The 21,313-nt window shown below is 73.3% G+C and carries 24 protein-coding genes; 11 read left to right on the top strand and 13 right to left on the bottom strand.

What is annotated here, in order from left to right:
* Positions 1 to 80 precede the first annotated feature (80 nt).
* A complete protein-coding gene (locus CP977_RS30000; protein ID WP_152371126.1) occupies positions 81 to 2,066 on the top strand; it encodes an N-6 DNA methylase in 1,986 nt (661 codons plus the stop codon).
* Positions 2,067 to 2,510: 444 nt separating this feature from the next.
* Here CP977_RS30000 and CP977_RS29995 read toward each other — a convergent pair whose 3' ends face one another.
* A complete protein-coding gene (locus CP977_RS29995; protein WP_229991456.1) occupies positions 2,511 to 3,035 on the bottom strand; it encodes a GNAT family N-acetyltransferase in 525 nt (174 codons plus the stop codon).
* 176 nt (positions 3,036 to 3,211) lie between these two features.
* A complete protein-coding gene (locus tag CP977_RS29990) occupies positions 3,212 to 3,871 on the bottom strand; it encodes an MSMEG_1061 family FMN-dependent PPOX-type flavoprotein (protein ID WP_062750471.1) in 660 nt (219 codons plus the stop codon).
* 171 nt (positions 3,872 to 4,042) lie between these two features.
* On the opposite strand from CP977_RS29990, the gene CP977_RS29985 reads away from it, so the two are divergent.
* Entirely contained in the window at positions 4,043 to 4,573 is a 531-nt protein-coding gene (locus CP977_RS29985) for a GNAT family N-acetyltransferase (RefSeq protein WP_062750474.1), read from the top strand.
* A gap of 141 nt (positions 4,574 to 4,714) precedes the next feature.
* Entirely contained in the window at positions 4,715 to 5,365 is a 651-nt protein-coding gene (locus CP977_RS29980) for a transposase family protein (protein ID WP_229991457.1), read from the top strand.
* A gap of 235 nt (positions 5,366 to 5,600) precedes the next feature.
* On the opposite strand, the gene CP977_RS29975 is transcribed toward CP977_RS29980, so the two are convergent.
* The 4 genes from CP977_RS29975 to CP977_RS29960 all read right to left on the bottom strand — a co-directional run bounded on the left by CP977_RS29975 (position 5,601) and on the right by CP977_RS29960 (position 8,816).
* Positions 5,601 to 6,437: an ATP-grasp domain-containing protein gene (locus CP977_RS29975; protein WP_062750479.1), complete on the bottom strand. Its 837-nt coding sequence runs from the start codon at positions 6,435 to 6,437 to the stop codon at positions 5,601 to 5,603.
* Positions 6,438 to 6,517: 80 nt separating this feature from the next.
* Entirely contained in the window at positions 6,518 to 7,225 is a 708-nt protein-coding gene (locus tag CP977_RS29970; RefSeq protein ID WP_152371125.1) for a B3/B4 domain-containing protein, read from the bottom strand.
* A 77-nt stretch (positions 7,226 to 7,302) separates the two neighbouring features.
* Positions 7,303 to 7,950 (bottom strand): FMN-binding negative transcriptional regulator, encoded by a 648-nt coding sequence (locus CP977_RS29965; RefSeq protein WP_152371124.1) that lies wholly within the window; start codon positions 7,948 to 7,950, stop codon positions 7,303 to 7,305.
* A gap of 29 nt (positions 7,951 to 7,979) precedes the next feature.
* A complete protein-coding gene (locus tag CP977_RS29960; protein WP_152371123.1) occupies positions 7,980 to 8,816 on the bottom strand; it encodes a DMT family transporter in 837 nt (278 codons plus the stop codon).
* A 121-nt stretch (positions 8,817 to 8,937) separates the two neighbouring features.
* On the opposite strand from CP977_RS29960, the gene CP977_RS29955 reads away from it, so the two are divergent.
* On the top strand, positions 8,938 to 9,513 hold the full coding sequence (locus tag CP977_RS29955) for a helix-turn-helix transcriptional regulator (protein WP_062750487.1): 576 nt from the start codon (positions 8,938 to 8,940) through the stop codon (positions 9,511 to 9,513).
* A 68-nt stretch (positions 9,514 to 9,581) separates the two neighbouring features.
* Here the strand turns inward: CP977_RS29955 and CP977_RS29950 are convergent, their stop codons facing one another.
* Positions 9,582 to 10,154, bottom strand: coding sequence for a TetR/AcrR family transcriptional regulator (locus tag CP977_RS29950; RefSeq protein WP_062750489.1), 573 nt, complete (start codon positions 10,152 to 10,154; stop codon positions 9,582 to 9,584).
* A gap of 108 nt (positions 10,155 to 10,262) precedes the next feature.
* Between CP977_RS29950 and CP977_RS29945 the strand changes: the two genes are divergently transcribed.
* Together CP977_RS29945 and CP977_RS29940 are read left to right on the top strand one after the other, a co-directional pair.
* Positions 10,263 to 11,153, top strand: a complete 891-nt coding sequence (locus CP977_RS29945) for an NAD(P)-dependent oxidoreductase (protein WP_152371122.1) — start codon at positions 10,263 to 10,265, stop codon at positions 11,151 to 11,153.
* Between the two features lie 100 nt (positions 11,154 to 11,253).
* On the top strand, positions 11,254 to 12,051 hold the full coding sequence (locus CP977_RS29940; RefSeq protein WP_152371121.1) for a DUF3592 domain-containing protein: 798 nt from the start codon (positions 11,254 to 11,256) through the stop codon (positions 12,049 to 12,051).
* Between the two features lie 88 nt (positions 12,052 to 12,139).
* Here CP977_RS29940 and CP977_RS29935 read toward each other — a convergent pair whose 3' ends face one another.
* Positions 12,140 to 12,523 carry a winged helix-turn-helix transcriptional regulator gene (locus CP977_RS29935; RefSeq protein WP_152371120.1) on the bottom strand — a complete coding sequence of 128 codons (384 nt, stop codon included), beginning with the start codon at positions 12,521 to 12,523 and terminating at the stop codon, positions 12,140 to 12,142.
* A 100-nt stretch (positions 12,524 to 12,623) separates the two neighbouring features.
* Here CP977_RS29935 and CP977_RS29930 point away from each other — a divergent pair, with 100 nt between their 5' ends.
* Together CP977_RS29930 and CP977_RS29925 are read left to right on the top strand one after the other, a co-directional pair.
* Positions 12,624 to 13,262 (top strand): NAD(P)-dependent oxidoreductase, encoded by a 639-nt coding sequence (locus CP977_RS29930; protein ID WP_152371119.1) that lies wholly within the window; start codon positions 12,624 to 12,626, stop codon positions 13,260 to 13,262.
* Between the two features lie 99 nt (positions 13,263 to 13,361).
* A complete protein-coding gene (locus tag CP977_RS29925; protein WP_229991458.1) occupies positions 13,362 to 13,694 on the top strand; it encodes a nitroreductase family deazaflavin-dependent oxidoreductase in 333 nt (110 codons plus the stop codon).
* A 65-nt stretch (positions 13,695 to 13,759) separates the two neighbouring features.
* On the opposite strand, the gene opcA is transcribed toward CP977_RS29925, so the two are convergent.
* Both opcA and CP977_RS29915 read right to left on the bottom strand, forming a co-directional pair.
* On the bottom strand, positions 13,760 to 14,671 hold the full coding sequence (opcA, locus tag CP977_RS29920; RefSeq protein ID WP_062750502.1) for a glucose-6-phosphate dehydrogenase assembly protein OpcA: 912 nt from the start codon (positions 14,669 to 14,671) through the stop codon (positions 13,760 to 13,762).
* Positions 14,672 to 14,751: 80 nt separating this feature from the next.
* Positions 14,752 to 15,285: a DoxX family protein gene (locus tag CP977_RS29915; protein ID WP_062750504.1), complete on the bottom strand. Its 534-nt coding sequence runs from the start codon at positions 15,283 to 15,285 to the stop codon at positions 14,752 to 14,754.
* A gap of 205 nt (positions 15,286 to 15,490) precedes the next feature.
* Here CP977_RS29915 and CP977_RS29910 point away from each other — a divergent pair, with 205 nt between their 5' ends.
* The 3 genes from CP977_RS29910 to CP977_RS29900 all read left to right on the top strand — a co-directional run bounded on the left by CP977_RS29910 (position 15,491) and on the right by CP977_RS29900 (position 17,641).
* Positions 15,491 to 16,399: a M20/M25/M40 family metallo-hydrolase gene (locus CP977_RS29910; RefSeq protein ID WP_152371118.1), complete on the top strand. Its 909-nt coding sequence runs from the start codon at positions 15,491 to 15,493 to the stop codon at positions 16,397 to 16,399.
* Positions 16,400 to 16,448: 49 nt separating this feature from the next.
* Entirely contained in the window at positions 16,449 to 17,063 is a 615-nt protein-coding gene (locus tag CP977_RS29905) for an HdeD family acid-resistance protein (protein ID WP_152371117.1), read from the top strand.
* A 155-nt stretch (positions 17,064 to 17,218) separates the two neighbouring features.
* Positions 17,219 to 17,641 (top strand): DUF350 domain-containing protein, encoded by a 423-nt coding sequence (locus CP977_RS29900; RefSeq protein WP_062750510.1) that lies wholly within the window; start codon positions 17,219 to 17,221, stop codon positions 17,639 to 17,641.
* Between the two features lie 10 nt (positions 17,642 to 17,651).
* Here the strand turns inward: CP977_RS29900 and CP977_RS29895 are convergent, their stop codons facing one another.
* The 3 genes from CP977_RS29895 to CP977_RS29885 form a co-directional block, all read right to left on the bottom strand.
* Entirely contained in the window at positions 17,652 to 18,137 is a 486-nt protein-coding gene (locus tag CP977_RS29895) for a hypothetical protein (RefSeq protein ID WP_062750512.1), read from the bottom strand.
* Positions 18,134 to 19,567, bottom strand: a complete 1,434-nt coding sequence (locus CP977_RS29890) for a WGR domain-containing protein (protein WP_062750515.1) — start codon at positions 19,565 to 19,567, stop codon at positions 18,134 to 18,136. Before CP977_RS29890 ends, CP977_RS29895 begins: the two co-directional genes overlap by 4 nt.
* Before the next feature lie 61 nt (positions 19,568 to 19,628).
* Positions 19,629 to 20,852, bottom strand: a complete 1,224-nt coding sequence (locus tag CP977_RS29885; RefSeq protein ID WP_152371116.1) for an ROK family transcriptional regulator — start codon at positions 20,850 to 20,852, stop codon at positions 19,629 to 19,631.
* Between the last annotated feature and the right edge of the window lie 461 nt (positions 20,853 to 21,313).

Raw genomic sequence — 21,313 nt, 5'->3', positions numbered from 1 at the left:
TGATGGTAGTAGCCTTCCCTGCATGAACGGCCACTGGGAATGCCGACAAGCCAGCCGCCAAGCACCTCGGAGACTGAACCATGAGCGCCCATGACGCCGTCCCCGTCAGCCTGGCCGAGATCGCTCGGATCGCAGGCGTCGGGCGAGCGGCCGTAAGCAACTGGCGCCGCCGCCACGACTCCTTCCCCACCCGGATCGGAGGCACCGACGTCAGTCCGCAGTTCTCGCTGGCAGAGGTGGAGCGGTGGCTGCGGAACAACGGCAAGCTCAGGGACATCGGCGGCCGGGAACTCCTCTGGCCGCGCTTCGAGGCGCTCGGCAGCCGGAACGAGTCGGGGCTGGCCATCGCCGAGGCGGCTCGCCTGATGCGTTCCCCCGAAGCACGGACAGTCCATCCCGACCTCTCCCCGCAGGCCAAGGCCCTGGCGGACCGGGCGGCTCGGGTGGGGCGGGAGGAAGGACCGCGCGAAACCTTCGAGTTCCTGCTGCAACGATGGCTGGAAACCCATGTCCGACAGCTCAGCACCACGCCGCCACAACTCGCCGCGCTGATGGCCCGAGTCGCTCTCACCGTCCGTCTCGGCCCCGACCGGGGCCGACTGACCCTCCTCGATCCGGCGAGCGGCACCGGCCACCTGACCGCCGCGGCCCTGCAGGAGTACGACGGCCCCGGGCTGGAGGTACTCGCGTGCGAGCGGGACCCGGCACTTGCCGCGCTGGCCGCCGGTCGACTCTCGTTCCTCGCGGAAAAGCACGACGTCCGGCCGCGGATCGCTACCGCCGACACCCTGCGGGACGACCCCTTCTCCGGCGCGAAGGCCGACATCGCCCTGTGCAATCCCCCCTTCAACGAACGCGACTGGGGCTACGAGGAGCTGGCCACCGACCAGCGCTGGACGCACGGTCTGCCTCCTCGCACCGAACCCGAACTGGCCTGGGTGCAGCATCTGCTCGCCCACCTCGAGCCGGGCGGGGCCGCCGTGGTCGTCCTTCCACCGGCTGTCGCGTCACGCAAGGCGGGCCGCCGTATCCGCGGCTCACTGCTGCGCACCGGAACACTTCGCGCGGTTGTGTCCCTGCCTCCCGGCAGCGCGCAACCGCACAGCGTGGCACTTCAGTTGTGGATCCTCCGCGCGGCACCTGAGAGCCCTGCGACCGCTCCCCCGAGTCAGCACGTCCTCCTGGTGGACGCCACGCGTTTCGCCAGGCCGGGGACGCGCGAACCGAGCCCCGACTGGGGGAGCCTCGGTTCGTTCGTCCTGGCGTCGATGGCGGCCCTCGACCAGGTGGGCCAGGATCCGCCGGAGGGCGCCGTACGCGTCCCCCTCCTCGACCTTCTCGACGACGAGGTGGACGTCACTCCAGGGCGCTACACAGCAGTGGCGAACGAGCCGTCCCATGAGGAACTGGCCCGAAAGTGGAACAAGTTCGATTCATTTCTGACCGATCTGGCCGATCATTCACGACACCTGTCCCGACTCGCTTTCGAGACCGGAACTCCCCAGACCACGACGACGGTGGGGGACCTCGTCAAAGCCGGTGCGCTGATGCTGCGCGCCGGCCAGCAGCCGCCGCCGTCGGCCACGACGGGTGACGGGGGCACCGTTCCGCTCCTCACCATCGCCGATCTTCTGCATGACGGCACTCCCAGCGGCGTGGTCCCCACCGGTTCCGCTCCAGCCGTCGCCGAAGAGGGCGATGTCCTGGTCGCCGGCGTGGCTCGGGCCTTCAAGGCATGGGTCCACGAAGGCCCTCCCATGGCCCTGGGCCCCCAGCTCTACCTCCTGCGGGTGGATGCGGAGAAGCTGGAAGCCCACTTCCTCGCCGGCTGTCTGTACGCGCCGACCAATGGCCGCCAGGCAGGCACTCACGCCTCCAGCTCGTCCCGGATCGACATCCGGCGTCTCCAGGTGCTCCAACTCCCCCTGGAGAAGCAGACGACGTATGCCGAGACGTTTCGTCGCCTCCGGGCCTTCGAAGAACTGCTCACCACGGCCGACGGTTCGGGCAAGGGTTTGGTGAGCGACATGAGTGATCGGCTCGCGGCAGGCGGGCTGACCGTCTGACCCCACCGGCAGCGGTGTCACCGCGCCAGGTCGCCAGGACTCACCGGGGGGCCTCCAGCAGCAGATCGAGCGCCACCTTCTCATGCAGGGCGATTCACAGGTCGTTCTCGGCAGAGGCCGGCTTGCATCCCCGCCGTCTCCGCGGTGATGCCGGTGAGGCCGATCTGTGGTGTGCCGCAGGACGGTTTGCAGTCGGACGCTCGCACACGCCACGGTCCACCTCCGTGCCGATCCGCGATTCGGTTCGCCGGCGCGATACCGGGCCGGTCGAAGTCATCAAGGTGGACGAAGTACAGCCGGACGCTGTCCGGCCCGATGCCGACCCGCCCGGCGGTCCATCGAACCCGGCAAGAGGACGGGAATCCCGCCGCGGAGCGCTGACGGGCTCGTGGGCCGGGTGAAGCGGCCCGCGGGTCCGTGTTCGTCGGGCCCGCGGCGGGTTCCTCACAGGAAGCGGTGCAGGATGTGGAGGCCCACTCGCCCGTGGCGCGGGTGGGCGTACGCCTGGGGGACCGTGCCCAGGATCGTGAAACCGAGCGACTGCCACAGGCGGAGCGCGGGGTTCGTCTCCACGACCGCGTTGAAGACCATGGCCGTGTAGCCCTCGCGGCGCGCCTCCTGGAGGACGTGTTCGGCCAGGAGGCGACCGATGCCCCGGCCGGAGCAGGACGGTGCCACCATGAAGCTGGTGTTGGCCACGGTCCGTGCGGGTCCGCCGTAGTTGGGGCGGACGTAGGCCGAGGCCACGATGCGGCCCGCCGCGTCCGCTCCGCCTGTCTCTTCGACCACGAAGACCCGTGCGCCGGGCGCCATCCACAGGGTCCGCGCGGTGTGTTCGTCCGCGTCGGGATCCCAGGCGTAGGTGTCGCCGGCCGCGACGATCTCGTGCCAGAAGGGCCAGATGCGCGGCCAGTCCTCCGGTGTCGCCTCGCGCACCCGTACCGGCTGCGGCATGTCCGGGTCGTTCATGGTGGGGTCCTCTTCGTGGTCGAATCAGGTCGAGGTACGGCAGGCACGAGGAACGGTGAGGAGCGTCCCGGGCGGTCACCGCGACCCCGACGCCGAGCGCCGGTTCCTCGGCGGGCCCCCGGGGACCGATCTCGACGCGTACGAGACCGGTGGGCCGGTGGTCGCGGACCGGTCCGTCACTCGTACCGGTACTTCAGCGAATCCGCCTCTGCCCGCTCGATGTCCGCGATCGTCAGCTCCGGCATCCGCAGCTGGGCCAGCGTCACCTCGGCCGAGGTCGGCTGGGCGTCCGCCGGGAGCCACTGCTCCGGCTTCCAGGCCCCGCCGCGCAGGAGCGACTTGGGACAGTGCGGGTAGACCTCCTCGATGCCCACCACCAGCGCGCTGCCCGGCGGCTTGCCCACGGCGGTCAGCCGCGCCAGCAGCTCCGGGCGGGTGGAGACGCAGGCCCGGCCGTTCACCCTGAGCGTCGTGGTGCGCCCCGGGACGACGAACAGCAGGCCGGCCCGTCCGGTGGCGACGACGTTCCGCAAGGTGTCCAGGCGCTTGTTGCCCGTCGCGTCCGGTATCGCCACCGTCCGCGCGTCCAGGACGGAGACGAACCCGGCGGGTCCGCCGCGCGGGGAGACGTCGCAGTTGCCCTCGGCGTCCGCGCTGGCGACCAGGACCAGCGAGGAGCAGCCGATCAACCGCCGGGTCTGTTCCGTGAGCTCGGTCATCTGCTTGCGCACGGCCGTGTCCTTGGGGAGTTCGTAGACCCGGCGCAGCGCCTCCTGGTCGGTCACCGCGTCGAGACGGAGCGAGTCGAAGGCACTGCCGGTAAGGGGTTTCGCCATGCCCCGACCCTAACGGTTCGGTCCGCGATCGACAGTGGGGGCAGCCCCGTCCCGGGGGCGGCCGATCTGGGGTGTCGCGACGATCGTCGACCGGCCGGGGTGTTGCGACGGGCGGTGCCCGGTCGGGATATTCGCTGGTCGTTGCTTGCGGACAGTGTTCATACTGCCGCAATGGATCCGGTGACGATCGAGACCGACCGTCTGCTGCTGCGGGCCTTCACGCCTGCCGACGTGGATGCGGTGTACGAAGCCTGCCAGGACGAGGACATCCAGTTCTACACCCCGGTGCCGGTGCCGTACCGGCGTGCGGACGCGGAGAAGCTCGTCGGCGAGACGCTGCCCGCTCAGTGGGCCGAGGACAGGGACTACACGCTCGGCGCGTTCCGCAAGGACACCGGCGCCCTGGTCGGTTCGTACTGCCTGACCCTCGTCAGCCGCGGCGTCTGGGAGCTCGGTTACTGGGCGGTCGAGGAGCAGCGCGGACGCGGGTACTCGGTGGAGGCCGCTCGGGCCCTGTGCGACTGGGGCTGGGCCACCCTCGACGTGCACCGCATCGAGTGGTGGGCCATGGTCGGGAACACCGGCTCGCGTGCCGTCGCCGAGAAACTCGGCTTCACCGTCGAAGGGACACTGCGCAATCGCAGCATCGCCAACGATGGCAAGCCGCACGACTGGTGGGTGGGCGGACTGCTGAGGCCCTGATGCCCGGAGCGGCACTTCGCCGGCCGGGCTTGCTCTTCCACGGGGAAGTTCCCGGCCCGGACGGTTCCTGCGGAAGAGCCACGCCCATGGACCGTCGGCGGGCAGCCGTGACGTGGCGGTGGCCGCAAGGGTTCTTCGAGAGTGACCAAGAAGTGGGCCCGTGCGACTGTGACCCATCCTGCCTTCTGCGGCGTCCCGCTTGCGCGTCTCGGCGATTCGATCGAAGAGCCGGCCGATCTGTGGCTCGCCCGTTGTGAGTCGGAGCTTCGTGAGCGGCGTGGTGCCGAGCGGCAGCGGGAAGCCGGTGCCGGCCCGAAGCGTGACCTGGTCTTCACCGACCGCCTGCTCGTCACCCTGATCCACCTGCGCACCAGGCTCCTGCACGCCGCGCCGTACGGCATCGCCCGCTCCGCGGTCTCCCGTGCCATCAGGGAGATCCGCCCGTTGCCGGCCATGCGCGGCTTCGCAGTCCCCGACCACTCCGGCGTGCGACCTCGGACCCTGGCGGACGTGTTCGCCCACGCCGAGGCCGCGGGGATCCGGTTGCGGATCGATGGCGCCGAGACCCGGGTTCGCCGCCCGAAGGTGACGGCCGGGGTCGCCGAGGGCTACCGGGGGCCGGCCGACGAGTTCCCTGACCGGATCAGCGCCCCGCCGAAGAAGCCGAAGGGCGATGTGCCGCTCGGCGAGTGGTACGCCTGGCGGGGGATGCGCCGACGGCAGTCCTCGGAGCGGATCTGCGTCGAGCACGCCAACGCCGGGTTGCGGCAGTGGCGCCCGCTCCGGCGCTAGGCCGGCTCACGCGAGGACTACGCCGCGACCCACCAGGTGATCGCTCATTGGTTTCGGACCGTTCAGCCCGCCGGCCGACCCTCCGCAAGCCGAGCAGCGAGCTCGTGCTCGCCCGGCAGGCGGCCGCCTGCTGATCGACCGTCAACCGACCCGCCGGGCCTGCACGCCCGAACCTCGATCGCGGACCGAGTCGTAAAGGACCGACCCGCGGTGCACTACGGCACCCGGTGTCGTCTCAGGGGCGGGGTGCGGTGTCCAGGAAGCGGTGCAGGGAGGCCGTCATGGCGGTCACGAAGGCGTCGCGGGTGCGGTCGGGGACCCGGTCGAGGGACAGGTAGGGGTTGAGGTCCTCCAGCTCGACCAGGAGGAGTTCGCCTTCCTCGGTGCGGCAGGCGTCCACCCGCTGGATGCCGTGGTCGAGGGCGTTCCAGTCGATGAAGCGGCGCGCGAAGGCGAGGTCGGCGTCGGTCGGCTCGTAGGGTTCGAGGACCCAGCGCCGGGCGGGGTCGGGGGCGTGGAGGGCGTACTGGAACGCGTCGTCCACGTAGTAGAAGGACACCTCGTAGCGGAAGTCGATGCCCGGCTGGACCAGGATGTCGCCGTACGGGAGGCCGTCGAGCCGGTCCCCGGGGACGAAGGTCAGGCCGATGGAGTCGGCCCCGGCCTTCGGCTTGACCGCGTACCGCTCGGCCCGGGGCAGTACGCGCAGGTCCTCGGGGCGGTCGACGGTGGGGATGACCGGGTACCCGTCCGCCGTCAGGTCCAGCAGGTACTGCTTGCCGGCCATGTCTCCGCGCCCGTTCAGCGGGTTGTAGACCCGGGTGCCCCGGGCGACGGCGGCCGCCCGGAACGCGTCGTACTCCTCCCGGTAGTGCAGCACCGGCCCGCTGTTGCGGACCACGACCGCGTCGAAGGCGTCCATCAGCGCCGCGGCGTCCAGGGGGTGGCACTGGGCGATGTCGAAGCTCTCGCGCAGCCGCGAGGCCAGGAGGATGTCCTCGTCGCAGTAACGCCGCCCCCGGGCCTGGTAGGCGAGGTCGGTCACGAACAGGATGCTGGGGCGGGCGGGCATGATGCGTCTCCTCGTGGGGTGGCGGCCAGCCTAGACGCGCGTGCGGGGCGGGCTCCGGCGGGGGGCTCCGGTCGGCGGTTCTAGACGCTGACCTGCGGGTGTGCCGGGTCGAGGTGGTGGACGGCGGTGCGGGTGGAGTGTTCGGCGAGCAGGTCCCGCAGTTCGTCGGCGGCGGTGGTGAGGAGGTGGCCGTCGCGTGTGGCGTTCAGGGTTTCGAGGACGAAGGCGACGTGGGTGGAGTCCTCGGTGACGCGGGTGCGGTGGGCGTCGCGGTGGTTCCAGTGGCGGGTGAGGACGTCGGTGGTGTCGACATAGACGATCTCGCCGGGCTTGGGGTTCTCGGTCGTGTCGGGTTCGCCGAGCGGGGTGAAGGTCTCGGTGCCCTCGGCGTGGCGGATCTCGACGTCGCCGGTGACGTGGTCGAGGTCGAAGGCTCCGGCGGGCAGGCCGTGGCGGACGGAGACGGTGTTGTAGGAGTCGACGGCCGGGTTGATGCGGGGCAGGGCGCCCTTCTTGGCGAGGCGGCGGCCTAGGGCGTCGACGCTGGGGCGGACGCGGCGGGGGTTGGTGCCGAAGGAGCGGTACGCGGTGTGCCACGCCTCGATGCGCGGATCGGTCTCGTCGGCGGGCCGCCAGGTGCCGTCGGCGAGTCGCCGCTCCAGGTCTTCCTGGGCGGCGGCGGTGCGGGGCCAGGGTTCGCGGCCGTGCAGGCCGGTGGCGGTGACGACGGCGACGAGGGTGCCGGGGAAGGCGTCGGCGACGGCGGGGCTGATGCGGAAGACGGTCATCGTCGGGGGTTTCCGTTTCGGGGCGTCGGACTTCGGGCGGGAGGTCCGATAGGGAGGTCCGGGAGGCGGAGGCGGCGTCAGGGTTTCCAGGTGCCGACGCGGTCCAGGCGGCGGAGCTGCTGGGCCGCGGTGGGCGCGTCCAGGGCGGTGCCGCGCTCGGCGAGCCGGCGGGCGGTGTCGGCGCGCTGCTCGACGGGCTTGTGGTCGTCGTACTTGAACTTCGCGCGGACCTCGGTGACGTCCAGGCGCAGGCCGCGGATGCCGGGCAGCATCCGCCCGTAGGGGGGCCGGTCGACCTCGACGGGCGCGTGGTCGCCGTCGGGCTGGAAGTGGGCCATCTGGCGGCGCAGCAGTTCGGCCTTGGCCTCGGGCTCGTCGACGATCGTGGCCCGGCAGGTGAACTGGACGGCCGCGTAGTAGCTGGTGGGGACGCCGTCGGTGGGCGGGGTGCCGGGCTTGGCGCGCCAGGGGCCGGGGACGAAGGCGTAGTCGCCGGTGACGGTGAAGGTGACGTCCGGGTCGGCCTCGATCGCCTTCCAGACGGGGTTGGGGCGGGCGAGGTGGACCAGCAGCGCGCCGCCGTCGGCGGTGAAGTGGGTGGGCACGACGACGGGCGCCCGGCCGGGCGGGCCGTTGACGCTGAGGATGCCGAAGTCGTGGCCGTCGGCGATCCAGGCCTGCCACTCGGCGTCGTCCAGGGCGGCGTCCCAGGGCTGGATGAACATGCCGGGCTCCTTTCTGTAGAGGTGGTGGTTCAGGTGAGGGCGAGGAGGCCGACGGCGACGGCGGCGGTGCCCAGGCCGATCAGCTGGCCGCGGTGGACGCGCTCGGCCAGGACGCCGCGGGCGAGCAGGACGGTTCCGGCCGGGTACAGGGCGGTGATCACGGCGACGACGGCCAGGTCGCCGCCGCGGGCGGCCAGCAGGAACAGCAGGTTGGCCACCGAGTCCAGCACGCCGGCCGCCGCCGACATCGCGTACGCGGGCCTCTCCGGCCCCAGACGCCGGTACATCGCTCCGGCGGCGGCCAGGGTGACCGCGGAGGACACGGCGCGGCCGACGATCAGCGGGCCGACGCCGCTGTCGGCGGGGGCCTGGTGCAGGAAGACCAGTTGCAGGGCGATGGCGGCCCCGGCGCCGAAGGCCAGGAGCAGCGCGGTGCGCGACGGGCGGGCGGCGCCGGCGCCGTGCCCGGCGCTGACCAGGACCACCGCCGCCAGTGCGAGCGGCAGGCCGATCAGCCCGGCCGTCCCCGGGCGCTCGCCCTGCACCAGTCCCACGCCGACCGGCAGCATCGCCGAGACCAGGGCGGTGACCGGGGACAGGACGTTCATCGGGCCGATCGCAAGGGTGCGGTAGAGCAGGGCGAACGCGGCGGCCGACGCCACGCCGGACGCCGCGCCCCAGGCGAGGGTGGCGGGGGCGAAGGAGGCGCCGAGGAAGGGCCACAGCAGCAGCTCGACGGTGAGCGAGGCCGGGGCGGCGATCATCACGGTGCGCAGGACGTGGGCCTTGCGGGCGCCGAGACCGCCGAGGAAGTCGGCGCATCCGTAGGCCAGGGAACTGCCCAGGGCAAGGAGCAGAGCGATCACGGGGGGCACATCCCTTACTATCAATGGAACGACCACACCGTACATCGCACCGACCGAGGTTCGTCAACCGAACGACCACGTGGTGCAGTGCACCGACCTACCGCTCGAAAGGGTGACAGCGATGGCCGAGACCGAGGCGGCGCTGCGGACGCTCGCGCACAACGTCCGCGCGGCCCGCAACCGCGCCGGGCTCTCCCTGGACGAGCTCGGCCGCCGCGCCAAGGTCAGCAAGGGCGCCCTCGTCGGACTGGAGAAGGCGCAGGGCAACCCGAACTTCGCCACCCTGGTCCGCCTCGCCGACACCCTCGGCGTCTCCGTCTCCGCACTGCTGGAGGGCAGCCCCGAGCAGCGGGTCCGGGTGGTGGGCGCCGACGCCGTCGTGCCGCTGTGGAGGGGCGAACGCGGCAGCGAGGCGCGGCTGATGCTGACCACCGGCGGGCCGGCGGCCACCGAGGTCTGGCGATGGACGCTGGAGCCGGGCGAGGAGTACACGAGCCATCCGCACCAGGCCGGCGTGACCGAGACCGTCAGCGTCACCACGGGCGAGATGGTCCTCGTCGTCGACGGCGTCGAGCACCCCGTCGCCGCCGGGCAGACCGCCGCCTTCGACGCCGACGCCGCACACGCCTACCGCGGCTCGGGCACCGGCCCCTGCCACCTGATCATGACCGTCCACCTGCCGCCGGGGCCCGCGTAACGGCTCGCCGACGCGGCGAGGCGCCGCGCCGGGCGTCGCGGCCCCGACCATGACCCGCCGGGCAGGCCCTAGATCTCGTACGAGCGCACCAGCCGGGCGAGTTGACGACCCGTCACCAGGAGGGGTTCCTCGCTGCGGCCGACCTGGGCGGCGACCTCGGCCCCCTCCAGGGCGGAGACGACGGTGGTCGCCAGTTCCCGGGCGTCCGGGGCGGGGAAGCCGCAGCGCAGCAGCTTGTCGTGGACCAACCGCTCCCAGCCGCGCAGCGCAGCGGCGCAGGCGCGCTGGATCTCCGAGTCGGCGCCGAGGGTCTCGAGCGCCGCCGCCGTCACCGGGCAGCCGTCGGTCCAGCCCGACTCGCGCAGCTCGTGGGCGAGTTGCCGGGCGCAGTCCGCCACCGCCTCCGCCGGGTCGTCGTCACCGTCCAGCGCCTCCCGCAGGAGCGCGGCGAACTCCCCGGCGCCGTGCTCGATCGCGGCGACGGCGACGGCCTCCTTGCCGCCCGGGAAGAAGTGGTAGACGGAGCCGAGGGTGGCCCGCGCCTCCTGCGCGATCTGCTTGATTCCCGTGCCGACGTACCCCTGCCGCTGCAGGAGGCGTGAGGCGGCGACGACGATCCGGTCCCGTGTGCTGCTCTGCATGCGGGCACAGTACCGGCTCCCTGAATAGAGCGTTCGTTCCAGTGCTGTGGTACGTTCCTCCACGCTCTGGATAGATCGTTCGTTTTAGTGAGGGGTGGAGATCTCGTCATGAGCGTCACGAGCAACACCGAGCAGTCCGTCACCGTCATCGGCCTCGGCCCCATGGGGCGGGCCATGGCCGGCGCCTTCCTCGACCGCGGATACGACGTCACCGTCTGGAACCGCACCGCGTCACGCGCGAGCGACCTGGTCGCGCGCGGCGCGGTGCTCGCGCCGAACGTTCAGGAGGCCCTCGCCTCGAACGAGTTGGTGGTCCTCAGCCTCACGGACTACGACGCCGTGGACGCCGTCCTCGAACACGCCGGGGCCGCGCCGGCCGGCCGGGTCCTGGTGAACCTCAGCTCCGACACGCCGGAAAGGGCACGGGCCGCGGCCCGTTGGGCGGCCGAGCGGGGCGCCGTCCAGCTGACCGGCGGCGTCACCGTGCCGCCCGACGGGATCGGCCTGGCCGAGTCGGCGAGCTTCTACAGCGGACCGCGCCGGGTCTTCGACCGGCACCGGTCCGCGCTCGAAGTCATCACGGGGCGGACCGACCACCTGGGCGAGGATCCCGGGCTCGCCGCGCTGATGTACCAGATCGGCATGACCATGTTCTGGACCTCCATGCTGGGCTACTGGCAGGCGGTCGCCCTCGCCGACGCCAACGGCCTGAAGGCGGCGGACGTCCTGCCGCACGCCGTGGACACCGCGCACTCACTGCCGGGGTTCTTCTCCTTCTACGCCGAGCGCATCGACGCCGGCCGGCACACCGGCGACGTGGACCGCCTCGCCATGGGGACGGCCAGCGTGGAGCACGTGCTGCGCACCAGCGCGGACGCGGGCGTCGACACCGCGCTTCCGGCCTCGGTCGTCGAACTCTTCCGGCGCGGCATGGACGCCGGCCACGCCGCGGACAGCTTCTCCACCCTGGTGGAGCTGATGAAGAGGCCCGGGTCGTGACCGGGACGACCGACCGTCCCTCCTCGCGGTAGGTTTCCGGCAGCACGACGGCGGACGGCGCCGTGGCGTATCGGTGGCTTGTCAACAGGGGGCGAACACGATGGTCTCTTCACAGATACTGGTCGGCGGCGACGGCACCGAGGCCACGCTCGAAGACGGCGGCCTCCGGCTCGTCGACCGGAGCGCCCGCACGGAGATCCCCCTCGCGGTGGTCCAGGAGGCCCGTACCGCCGGCGGGCAGCACGTCGAGATCGTGCTCACCGACAGCGCCGTGCACCGCGTGGACGGCGGCAACCCGACGGCCGCCACCGCCTTCGTCACCGCCCTGACCGCCGCGCTCCCCGCGCGGCGCGACCCGGCCGGCAGCGCCCGCGTCACGGTCACCCCACTGGCTCCCCCGGAGGAGGCGGAGGAGGTGAAATACCACCCGAAGTACCGGCGGCGGCAGGTGGTCGCACTCGGTCTCTTCCTCGCCTACGTCGGCTACACGGTCTGGGTCGGCGTCGCACGCGGAGGAGAAGAGGTCGTCCGCCCCGTCGCCGCGGCGATCCCGCTCGCCATCGGCGGGGCCCTGTTGTTCTTCGCGGTGCACGTGACGCTGGTCCACTTCGCGCTGAAGCGACGCGGGATCACCGTGCCCGCCTCCTTCGACTTCAAGACCAAGGACGGGGCGGCCTGGTACAAGTTCACCGACGCCGACGGTGTCGAGCGCAGCGGCCGGGGCAAGAACCGCGGACCGGTGGCCCGCGTCTCCTACGACCCGGAGGACCCCCGGGACTACTCCTTCGACCTCTCGGGCGGGAGCACCCTGCGCAGGGCCCTCCCCTTCGCCCTCGGCGCGCTGCCGCTGCTGGCCGGCGGCGCCTTCCTCGCCCTGCTTCCGTTTCTGCCGGTCTGACGGCCACGGGGCCGGGTCCCGGGCCCCGAACGGTCTCGGGGCGCGGATCACGAGGCCGTGGAGGGGCGTTCGTCCGGTTCCCCGGAGTTCATCGGTGCGCCGCGCCGCCGGGCGACGAGAACGCCTCGCGCGCGTCGATGAGTTCGTCCCAGTGCTCCGCCGCCCAGGTGCACGCCGTGTCCATCGGGGCGAGGAGGCTGCGGCCCAGCGGGGTCAGTTCGTACTCGACCCGGCGCGGCGGTCCGGCGTGAACCGTGCGGGCGACGAGGCCGTCGCGCTCCAGCGTGCGGAGCAACCCCGTGAGGACCTTGGCGGTGACGGCGTGGAGCGGGATCCGCAGCTCCGAGAACCGCCGCGGCCCCTGTTCGAGGCAACGGATGATCACGCCCGCCCATTTGTCGCCGAGGCGGATCGGCGAGAGGCCGGACGGGCAGACCGGGTCGAACATGTCGGGTTTCAGTGGCTCGGTCACCGCCCCACCACAGGCGGTATCTCCTCGGTAACCAGGGCCTCCCCTATCGTCCGGGAACAGCGGCCGGCGTTCGGGACCGGCCCGCGGACACGGGGGAACCATGAGCCGGATCATCGTCTTCGGCGCCGGCGGCAGGGCGGGACGGGCCGCCGTGACGGAGGCCCGAAGCCGTGGCCACCGGGTCACCGCGGTCGTGCGCGACCCGGCCGGGCACGCCGGTCTGTCGGCCGCGGACGGCGTACGGACCGTCGCGGGCGACGTCACCCGCGCCGACGACGTCGCCCGGCTGTCCGCCGGGCACGACGCGGCGATCAGCGCGGTCCACGACCCCGCCGCGCGGCCCGAAGCCTTCTTCGCCGGCGCTTCCCGCGCCCTCCTCGACGGTCTGGAACGGGCCGATGTGCACCGGCTGGTGGGGGTCGGCCTGGCCTCGGTCCTGGAGACCGCCTCCGGAGACCTCCTCATGGACACCTCCGGCTACCCCCAGGAGTACCGCGCCTTCTACCTGGGGCACGCGGCGGGGACGGACGTACTGCACACCGCGGCCGCCGGCCCGGACTGGCTGGTCCTCAGCCCGGCGGGCGACTTCGGCCACGGCGGCGCCCGCGCCGGCGGGTACCGGACGGCCCCGGCCGAGGCGACCAGCCGCATCTCCTACGCCGACTTCGCGATCGCGCTGCTCGACGAGATCGACGCACCGCGGCACCACCGCACGCACGTCGGCGTCGAGGCCGGCTGATGGGCGGCCGGGAGGAGACCGAGGAGATCACCGACAGCCCGAACGCGTGGGTGGCGGAGCACATCCGCCAGTACCTCGCGACGGGCGGCCGGGCCGGGCATGAACGACCTGCTCCTGACCACCCGCGGCCGCAAGTCCGGGACGCTGCGCCGCACGGCCCTGCTGCACGTGCGGGACGGCGAGCGCTACATCCTCGCCGCCTCCGACGCGGGGGCCGACCGGCACCCGGCCTGGTACCTCAACCCGACCGCGAACCCCGAGGTCACGATCCAGATCGGCCCGGAGACCTTCCCGGTGACCGCGAGGACCGCCGCGCCCGAGGAGAAACCGCGGCTGTGGGAGCTGATCGTGGCGGCCGTACCGTCCTACCGGGACTACCAGGAGGCGACCGACCGCGAGATCCCGGTGGTGATCGTCGACTGCGCCCCCTGACCCTCCGCCGGCTCGACCGGCCCCGCGGAGGAGGCGGTCGGAGGCGGGCGGCGGGTCCGCCCGGGTCAGACGCGGCCGCGCAGGGCGGTCGCGTAGGCCTCGTCGGGGTCGAGGCGGCGCAGCTCCTCGGCGATCAGCTCCGCGGTGGAGCGGACCTTCAGGGCGAGGACGCGGTGGGGCTGGCCGGGGATGGCGAGGCGGGCCACCGGGCCCTCGGGCCGGTCGATGAGGATCTCGCCGTCCGCCGTGCCCATGCGGACGCCGGTGATCACGGGGCCGTCGGTGACGATCCGGTCGACGGGGACGCCGAGCCTGACCTCGAACCAGCGGGCGAGGAGTTCGGCGCTGGGGTTCTCCGCCTCGCTCTCGACGGCGGCCGAGGTCACGGCGAGGGGCGTCTGGTCGAGCGCGGCGGCCAGCATCGAGCGCCAGGGGGTGAGCCGCGTCCAGGCGAGGTCCGTGTCGCCGGGGGCGTACGAGGCGGCGCGGGTCTCCAGGACGCCGAGCGGGTCCTCCACCGCGTACGCGTCGGTGATGCGGCGCTGGGCGAGCGAGCCGAGCGGGTCCTTGGAGGGGACCTCGGGGGCGTCGACGGGCCACCAGACCACGACGGGCGCGTCCGGCAGGAGCAGCGGCAGGACCACGGACTCGGCGCGGGCGCAGAGTTCGCCGTGGAGCCGGAGCATGACCGTCTCGCCCGAGCCGGCGTCGCTGCCGAGCCGGACCTCGGCGTCGAGCCGGGTCTCGTGCCGCTCGCGGGGGGTGCGCGCGTGGCGCTTGACGACCACGAGGATGCGGGAGGGGTGCTCCCGGGAGGCCTCGTTGGCCGCCTTGACGGAGTCGTAGGCGTTCTCCTCGTCGGTGACGACGACGAGGGTGAGCACGGCGCCGACGGCGGGGGTGCCGACGTCCCTGCGGCCCCTCAGGATCGTCTTGTTGATCTCGCTGGAATTGGTGTCCGTCAGATCGATCTTCATGCGCGGCGCCCGTCCCTTCCTCTCCGGCGAGCCTAACCCTCCCGCGCGGCGAACGCGTGCGGGTTCCCGGCGGCCCCTGTCTAGGGCTGCTCGGGGTCCGGTTCGGGGGCCGCCTGGTCCTGGGCGCGGCGGCCGACGACGGCGGCGGCGGCGAGCGCGGTGCCGAGGAAGGCGACGGCCACCACCCAGGGCCGGTCGAGGACGTGCCCGGTGAGGTGGTCGAGGGAGTACCGTCCGGCGCCGGTGACGCCGATCGCGGCGGCGGTGAAGCCGAGGAAGGCGGGGTACTCGTAGCCGCCGCCCTGGGCGAAGAAGCCGGCCGGGGCGTGCACCGAGACGGCGCCCGTCATGGCTCCGGCCGCGGCGGCCCCGGCGGCCGGGGTGGCGAGGCCGAGGGCGAGCAGGGCGCCGCCGCCCGCCTCGCCGAGACCGGCGGCGATCGCGCTCTGCCGGCCCGGCGAGAAGCCCATCGCCTCCATCGCCTTGCTGGTGCCCTCGACTCCCCCGCCGCCGAACCAGCCGAAGAGCTTCTGCGTGCCGTGCGCGGCGAGCACGGCGCCGGTGCCGACCCTCAGCACGAGCAGCCCGACATCGCGTCGGTTGGGGTGGGCCATGGGGTTCTCCAGGTGCGGGAGGGGACGCGTACGCCGTCCACTGTCACCGCCCTCCGGCGCTCCCGCCGCCCGGGCTCCGGATCCGTACTCCATACGAGTCACCTTTTGCGGCATATGTCCGCCGTTGCTTTAGTGGGAGGGCTGTCGCCGTCCCGGGACCGTCGCGAGCCGCGCCCCGGAAGCGGCCCGAGGGAAGTGGGTGCGCATGACCGCCGAGTCCACCGAGACCGCAGCCCTGCGCGAGAGGGTCCGGGTCCTGATGCCCCGGGCGAAGGAGGACCTGACCGAACTGGTGGCGATGCGCTCCGTTGCCGACCCGCGCCAGTTCCCGCCCGAGGAGTGCGCGAAGGCCGCCGACTTCCTCGTCCGGGCCTTCACGGAGGCCGGCCTGAGGGACGTGCGGCGGGTGACGACCCCGGACGGCACGGACGCGGTCGTGGGGCACGCGCCGGGCCCCGAGGGGGCGCCGACCGTGCTGCTGTACTGCCACTACGACGTGCAGCCGCCGCTCGACGACGCCGCCTGGCGCACCCCGCCCTTCGAGCCGACCGAGCGCGACGGGCGCTGGTACGGCCGCGGCGCCGCCGACTGCAAGGGCAACATCGCCATGCACCTGACGGCGCTGCGTGCGCTCGGCGGGCCCGAGGGGCGGGGCTTCCCCGTCAACCTCAAGTTCGTGGCGGAGGGCTCGGAGGAGCAGGGGACGGCCGGTCTGGAGGAGCTCGTCCCGCTCCAGCCGGACCTGTTCGCCGCCGACGCCCTGCGCGCCCTGACCGACCACCTGACCTCGGCCGCCCCGTGGGGCGCCCGGGTGGAGGTGGAGAGCGCGGGCCGGCCCTTCCGGGCGCGCACCGACGGCCCCGCCTACCGGGCCCTGGCGACGGCGTTCCGCGAAGCGTACGGGAAGGACATGGTGCGGGCGGGGCAGGGCGGTTCGATCCCGCTGTGCGGCGTGCTCGCCACGCACTTCCCGGACGCCGAGATCGCGCTCATCGGCGTCGAGGAGCCGGGCTGCCTCATCCACGCGCCCGACGAGAGCGTGGACCCCTCGGAGATCGAACGCATGGCGTTGACCGAGGCGCTCTTCCTCAGCTGTTACGCCACCCCTCTCTGAACCGCGCTCTCCCTCCGAACCACCCCCACGAAAGGACGGACCCCGTCCCATGACGCAGACTCACGACCGATCCCATGAACGCCCCCAGGACCGGGAGGCCCCGGCCGGGCCCCTCGGCGTGCTGGCGGGCGCCGCCTGGCAGGCCCTGCTCCTCGCCGGTGTCGTGGCGCTGGTCCTCGGCGTCCTCGTCCTGGTCTGGCCGGGCGCCTCGCTGGTCGTGGCCGGTGTGCTCTTCGGCCTGTACCTGCTGTTCAGCGGGGTGATGCAGCTGGTCGCCGCCTTCGGCACCCATGTGAGCACCGCGCTGCGGGTCATGGCCTTCATCAGCGGCGCCCTCTCGATCCTGCTCGGTCTGCTCTGCTTCCGGGGCGCGTTGCAGTCGATCCTGCTGCTCGCCCTCTGGATCGGCATCGGCTGGCTCTTCCGGGGCATCACCCAGACCGTGGCGGCGGCCTCCGACCCGGCGATGCCGGCCCGCGGCTGGCAGGTCTTCCTCGGTGTCGTCAACGCGCTGGCCGGGGTGGTGCTCATCGTGTCCCCGCTGGAATCGGCGGCGGTGCTCACGCTCCTCGGCGGCATCTGGCTCGTCGTCGTCGGCGCCGTCGAGATCGGCACGGCCCTCCAGGTGCGCTCGCGCGCCAAGAACCTCCCGCCGGGGGTCTAGGGGGACGCCACCGACCCGAACTCCTCACCCTGCGGCCTTCCGCCGTCCGTCCGGATCTCCGGGCGGGCGGCGGCGTCGTTGACGCGTGCGCTACATTTTGCCGGTCCTTGACCACCGATCTTCCGCGATCGCGAACCCTTCGGAGCCGGCATCCCATGAGCGACATCGTCAACGGCCTCGGCCGGACCAGTGCCTACGGCGCCCTCGGCGTGGTCCTGCTGATCCTCGGCATCGTGCTCGTGGACGTGCTGACCCCCGGCAAGCTCGGGCGGCAGATCTGGGAGGACCGCAACCGCAACGCCTCGATCCTGCTCAGCTCGGCGCTCCTCGGCATCGGCGGCATCGTCTTCACCTCGATCTGGACGACGTACGACGACTTCGGCAAGGGCCTCGTCTCGACCGCCGCGTTCGGTCTCCTGGGGCTGGTCCTGATGGCGGTGGCCTTCCTCGTGGTCGACCTGGTCACGCCGGGGAAGCTGGGCGCCACCCTCGTGGACCCCGAGCCGCACCCGGCGGTCTGGGTCACCGCCTCCTGCAACCTCGCGGTCTCGGCGATCGTCTCCGCCTCGATCGCCTGAGCCCCGGGGCTCAGGCCCCCGTCGGCTCCACCTCCAGGAAGCGGCGTCCGCGCGGCCCCTTGTAGAGCAGGGCGTCCCAGCCGAGCCGGGCGAGGACGGGGACGCACGCGCCGAGCGCCTCCGTCTCCTCCCGCGCGGCGCCCGAGCCCGGCGGTCCCAGCCACTCGACCACGGCCGTGCCGGGCCGCTCCCCCGCCCGGACCCGGTAGCCGGTGGAGCTCCGCGCCCCGGCACCGTCCACGGACGAGGGCGCGATGCCGCCGGCCTCCAGGACCAGGGCCACCGCCCGGACCGGCTGCCGCAACTCCCAGTCGGCCGGCACGGCCTTCGGGTCCCCGCCGCGGCCCCCGGTCAGCCGTCTGATCTGGAGCAGCCCGTCGAGGGCCGCCCGGACCTCCCGGGAGCGCTGCTCGGCGTCGGACGGGGGCGGTCCGTCGCCCGTGGCCGCCTCGAAGACGCCGCCGGCGCCCCCGTCGCCGGCTCCCCGTACCGTCACCGCAGTCGCCGGATGTCGCCGCGGACCCGGTAGAACCCGCCCGCGGCCGGGTGCAGGGCGTCGACCACGTACCGCGCGCCGGGCTCGCGGATCGCCCGCGGGAACTGCACGTTCCACGAGGAGTCGTAGCCCCCGGAAACGACCCGGACCCGGGTGCGGCCCGACTCGTTCACGCACTCCACGACCACCGCGCCGGCCGGGGCGTCGCTGACGACGGTCACGGCGGCGGCGGTCGTGGCGGGCTCGTACACCGGCATCGCGGCGGCGAGCTTGACGTCCCGGGCGACCGGGACCGTGCCCTGCTGGGCGGCCGTGATCGCCTGCTCGCTCGCGTCCACGCAGACCAGCGAGCCGTCCGTGGTCACCAGGTAGAGCCGCTCGTCCCGGTACTGCATGGAGAGCGCCGAGCCGCCTCCGGTGCCGAGCTTCCACAGCCGGGTGCCGTCCTCCGCGAAGCAGTAGACGGAGGAGGACGAGTCGCCCGCGAAGACGAACCGGCCGCCGGGCGAGGTGGCGCAGGAGTACACCGCGCTGTCGCAGGAGTACACCGCCTCCACGCGCCCGTCCTTCTTCGCGAGGCGCTGCACCTTCCTGCGGCCGGTGCCCGCGTAGACCGCGGTGTCCTCCTGCCAGCCGAAGAGGACCGCGCCGTCGGTGGCCGTGTGCCACAGCTCGCCGCCGCCGTCCGGCGCGTGGGCCGCGACGCCGCGCGTGTCCCCGTAGTAGACGGCGTCGCCGTCGGCCCGGACCATCCAGGCGTGCTCGCCCTGGCCGCCGCGCGCCCACTGGTGCTCGTCCTCGTGGTCGATGACGGTGAGCCGGCCGGAGCGGTCGGCGACGTGCAGGACGCCCTCGTGGATGTCGAGCCAGAAGATGTCGACGTCGGTGGCGATGTCGTACGCGGCGAAGGGGAGCTTGGACGACAGGTCGTACACCTTGCCGTCGTCGCAGCCCGCGTAGATCCAGAAGTCGTCGGAGACCAGGCACTTGACGCCGTCCGGCAGGCTGAAGCGGGCCTGCACCTCGCCGGTGCGGTCGAGCGTGAAGACGTCCCCCGCCTGGTTGCCGACCCAGCAGCGCTCCTCCTCGACGTGGATGCCGAAGGCCGCCGAACCCGTACGGAAGCGCCAGAGCACCGGGGCGACGGCCCGCGCGGTGGAGGGCGCCGAGGTCACGGCGCGGCGGGTCACCGGGCGGGCGGCGCGCGCTCCGCGCACCGCGGGCGCGTACCCCTTGCGGACCTTCTCCCCGATCTTCTTCGCGGCGGCGGCCTGGGCCTTCTGCGCGGTCGGGAACGTCGAGCGCTGCGTCTGCCCATCGGTGCCGATCCGGCCGTAGCGGACCGACACCGCGAGGTCCTCGACGGTCACTTCGTAGAACTTGTGGGCACCGCCGCCGTCCTGCGACAGCTCCAGGTAAGTCGTCGTCATGGGGAGAACGTTAGGGGTGACCACTGACAACGCCCCTCGGGGAGGCCGGGGGGGGGCACGGTCAGTCCCGCCGGCCGCCCGCCGCCGCCACGGCGTGGGTCAGCGGGTCGGCCAGGACGTCGCGGAGGACGAGGGCCGCGGCGCCCCGGGCCGCGTCGGTGGCGGCGGAGGCCGGGCGCAGCCGGCCCGCGTCCGGGGTCCAGAGGCCGGAGACGACGCGGTCGGCCAGCTCCTCGGTCAGGGCGGGCGTCAGCCAGGGCATGAGGTGCGGGTAGATGCCGCCCAGGACGACGGCCTCGGGGTCCAGGAGGTTCACGGCTCCCGACAGGGCACGTCCGAGCATGCGGCCCGCCTCCGCGAGGGCGGCGAGGGCGCGCGGTTCTCGCGCTCCGGCGCGGCGCGCCAGGTCGGGGACGCCGGCCGCCCCGGCCGAGGCGAGGAGGGCCGCCTGTCCCGCGTACTGTTCCAGGCAGCCGCGCGCGCCGCAGCGGCAGCGGGGGCCCTCGGCGTCGACGACCACGTGTCCGATCTCGCCCGAGAAGCCGTGCGCGCCGCGCAGGAGTTCGCCGTGGACGACGATCGCGCCGCCGACGCCGATCTCCCCCGTCAGGTGCAGGAAGGTGCGCACCTCGCCGAGGGAGCCGAACCACAGCTCGGCGAGGGCCGCCGAGTTGGCCTCGTTGTCGGAGGCGACGGGCAGGCCGGCGGTGGCGGGCCGCAGGGCGGTGAGGGCCTCGGCGAAGAGGCGTTCGGCGGGGACGTCGTTCCAGCCGAGGTTGGGGGCCTGCCGGACGGTCCCGCCGGAGACGAGGCCGGGCAGGGCGAGCCCGGCCCCCGCCGGGGCGAGGCCGAGGCCCGCCGCCTCGTCCAGGGCCCCGGCGGCGATCCGGGCGGCGCGGGCCAGGACCTCGCCGGCGCCGGACGCGCGGTTGTCGAGGCGCTCGGTGCGCCGGACGCGGTCGGTGCCGGTCAGGTCGGCGACGCAGGCGGTGACGTAGTCGACGTTGATCTCGACGCCGAGTCCGGCGGGCCCGGTGTCGGCCGGTTTCAGGACGGTGCCCGGCCGTCCCGCCTGCCCGCTGAAGGTCTTGCCCGACTCGACCAGGAGGCCGAGGTCGAGGAGCTGTTCGACGAGGGAGGAGACGGCGGGGCGGGTGAGTCCGACGCGGGCCGCGACGGCGGCCCGGGTGGTCTCGCCGGCCTCGTGGACGGTCCGCAGGACGAGGCTCAGGTTGTGCCGGCGCACTCCCGACTTGTCGGCCTTGGGTTCCGTGGGCTGGTTCATGGTGAGCGAGAGCCTAGTCGTCCCTTTCGCGCGTCCGGCAACGGCGTCCGGGGACGGGGCGCTGGGGGCAGGTGGTCGCCGCCCCCGTGGGAGTCGTAGACGCCGTCGGAGGAGAGCGGCGACCACCCCGGCGGGGCCCGTGACGACGGCCGCGTCCGACACGGTCGTGCGCTCCGGGGCACGGCCCAGGTATCAGGAGGGTCCGGTCACCGGAGTGCCCGGACAGCCCCTAGCTGCACAGCACAGGGCCGTGCCTGGTGGTCAGGGCGTCGCAGACCAGCTCGTGCTCCCGGCTCCGTCCTCCTCCCGGACCACATCCTCGATGGCGTCCTCGGGCACCTGCGGCTCGGTCGGCAGACCGATGAATCGGCGACCGCTTCGACGGTCGGCGGCCGGTGGACGAGAGCGTGTACGGGTTCGGGCATGCCGTCCCCCTGAGGGGCGCTTGGGAAGCAGGGACG

Source organism: Streptomyces cinereoruber (assembly GCF_009299385.1).
Taxonomy (GTDB): domain Bacteria; phylum Actinomycetota; class Actinomycetes; order Streptomycetales; family Streptomycetaceae; genus Streptomyces; species Streptomyces bikiniensis.
The sequence above is the reverse complement of the archived record's forward strand: the minus strand, read 5'-3'. Positions and strand labels throughout refer to the sequence as shown.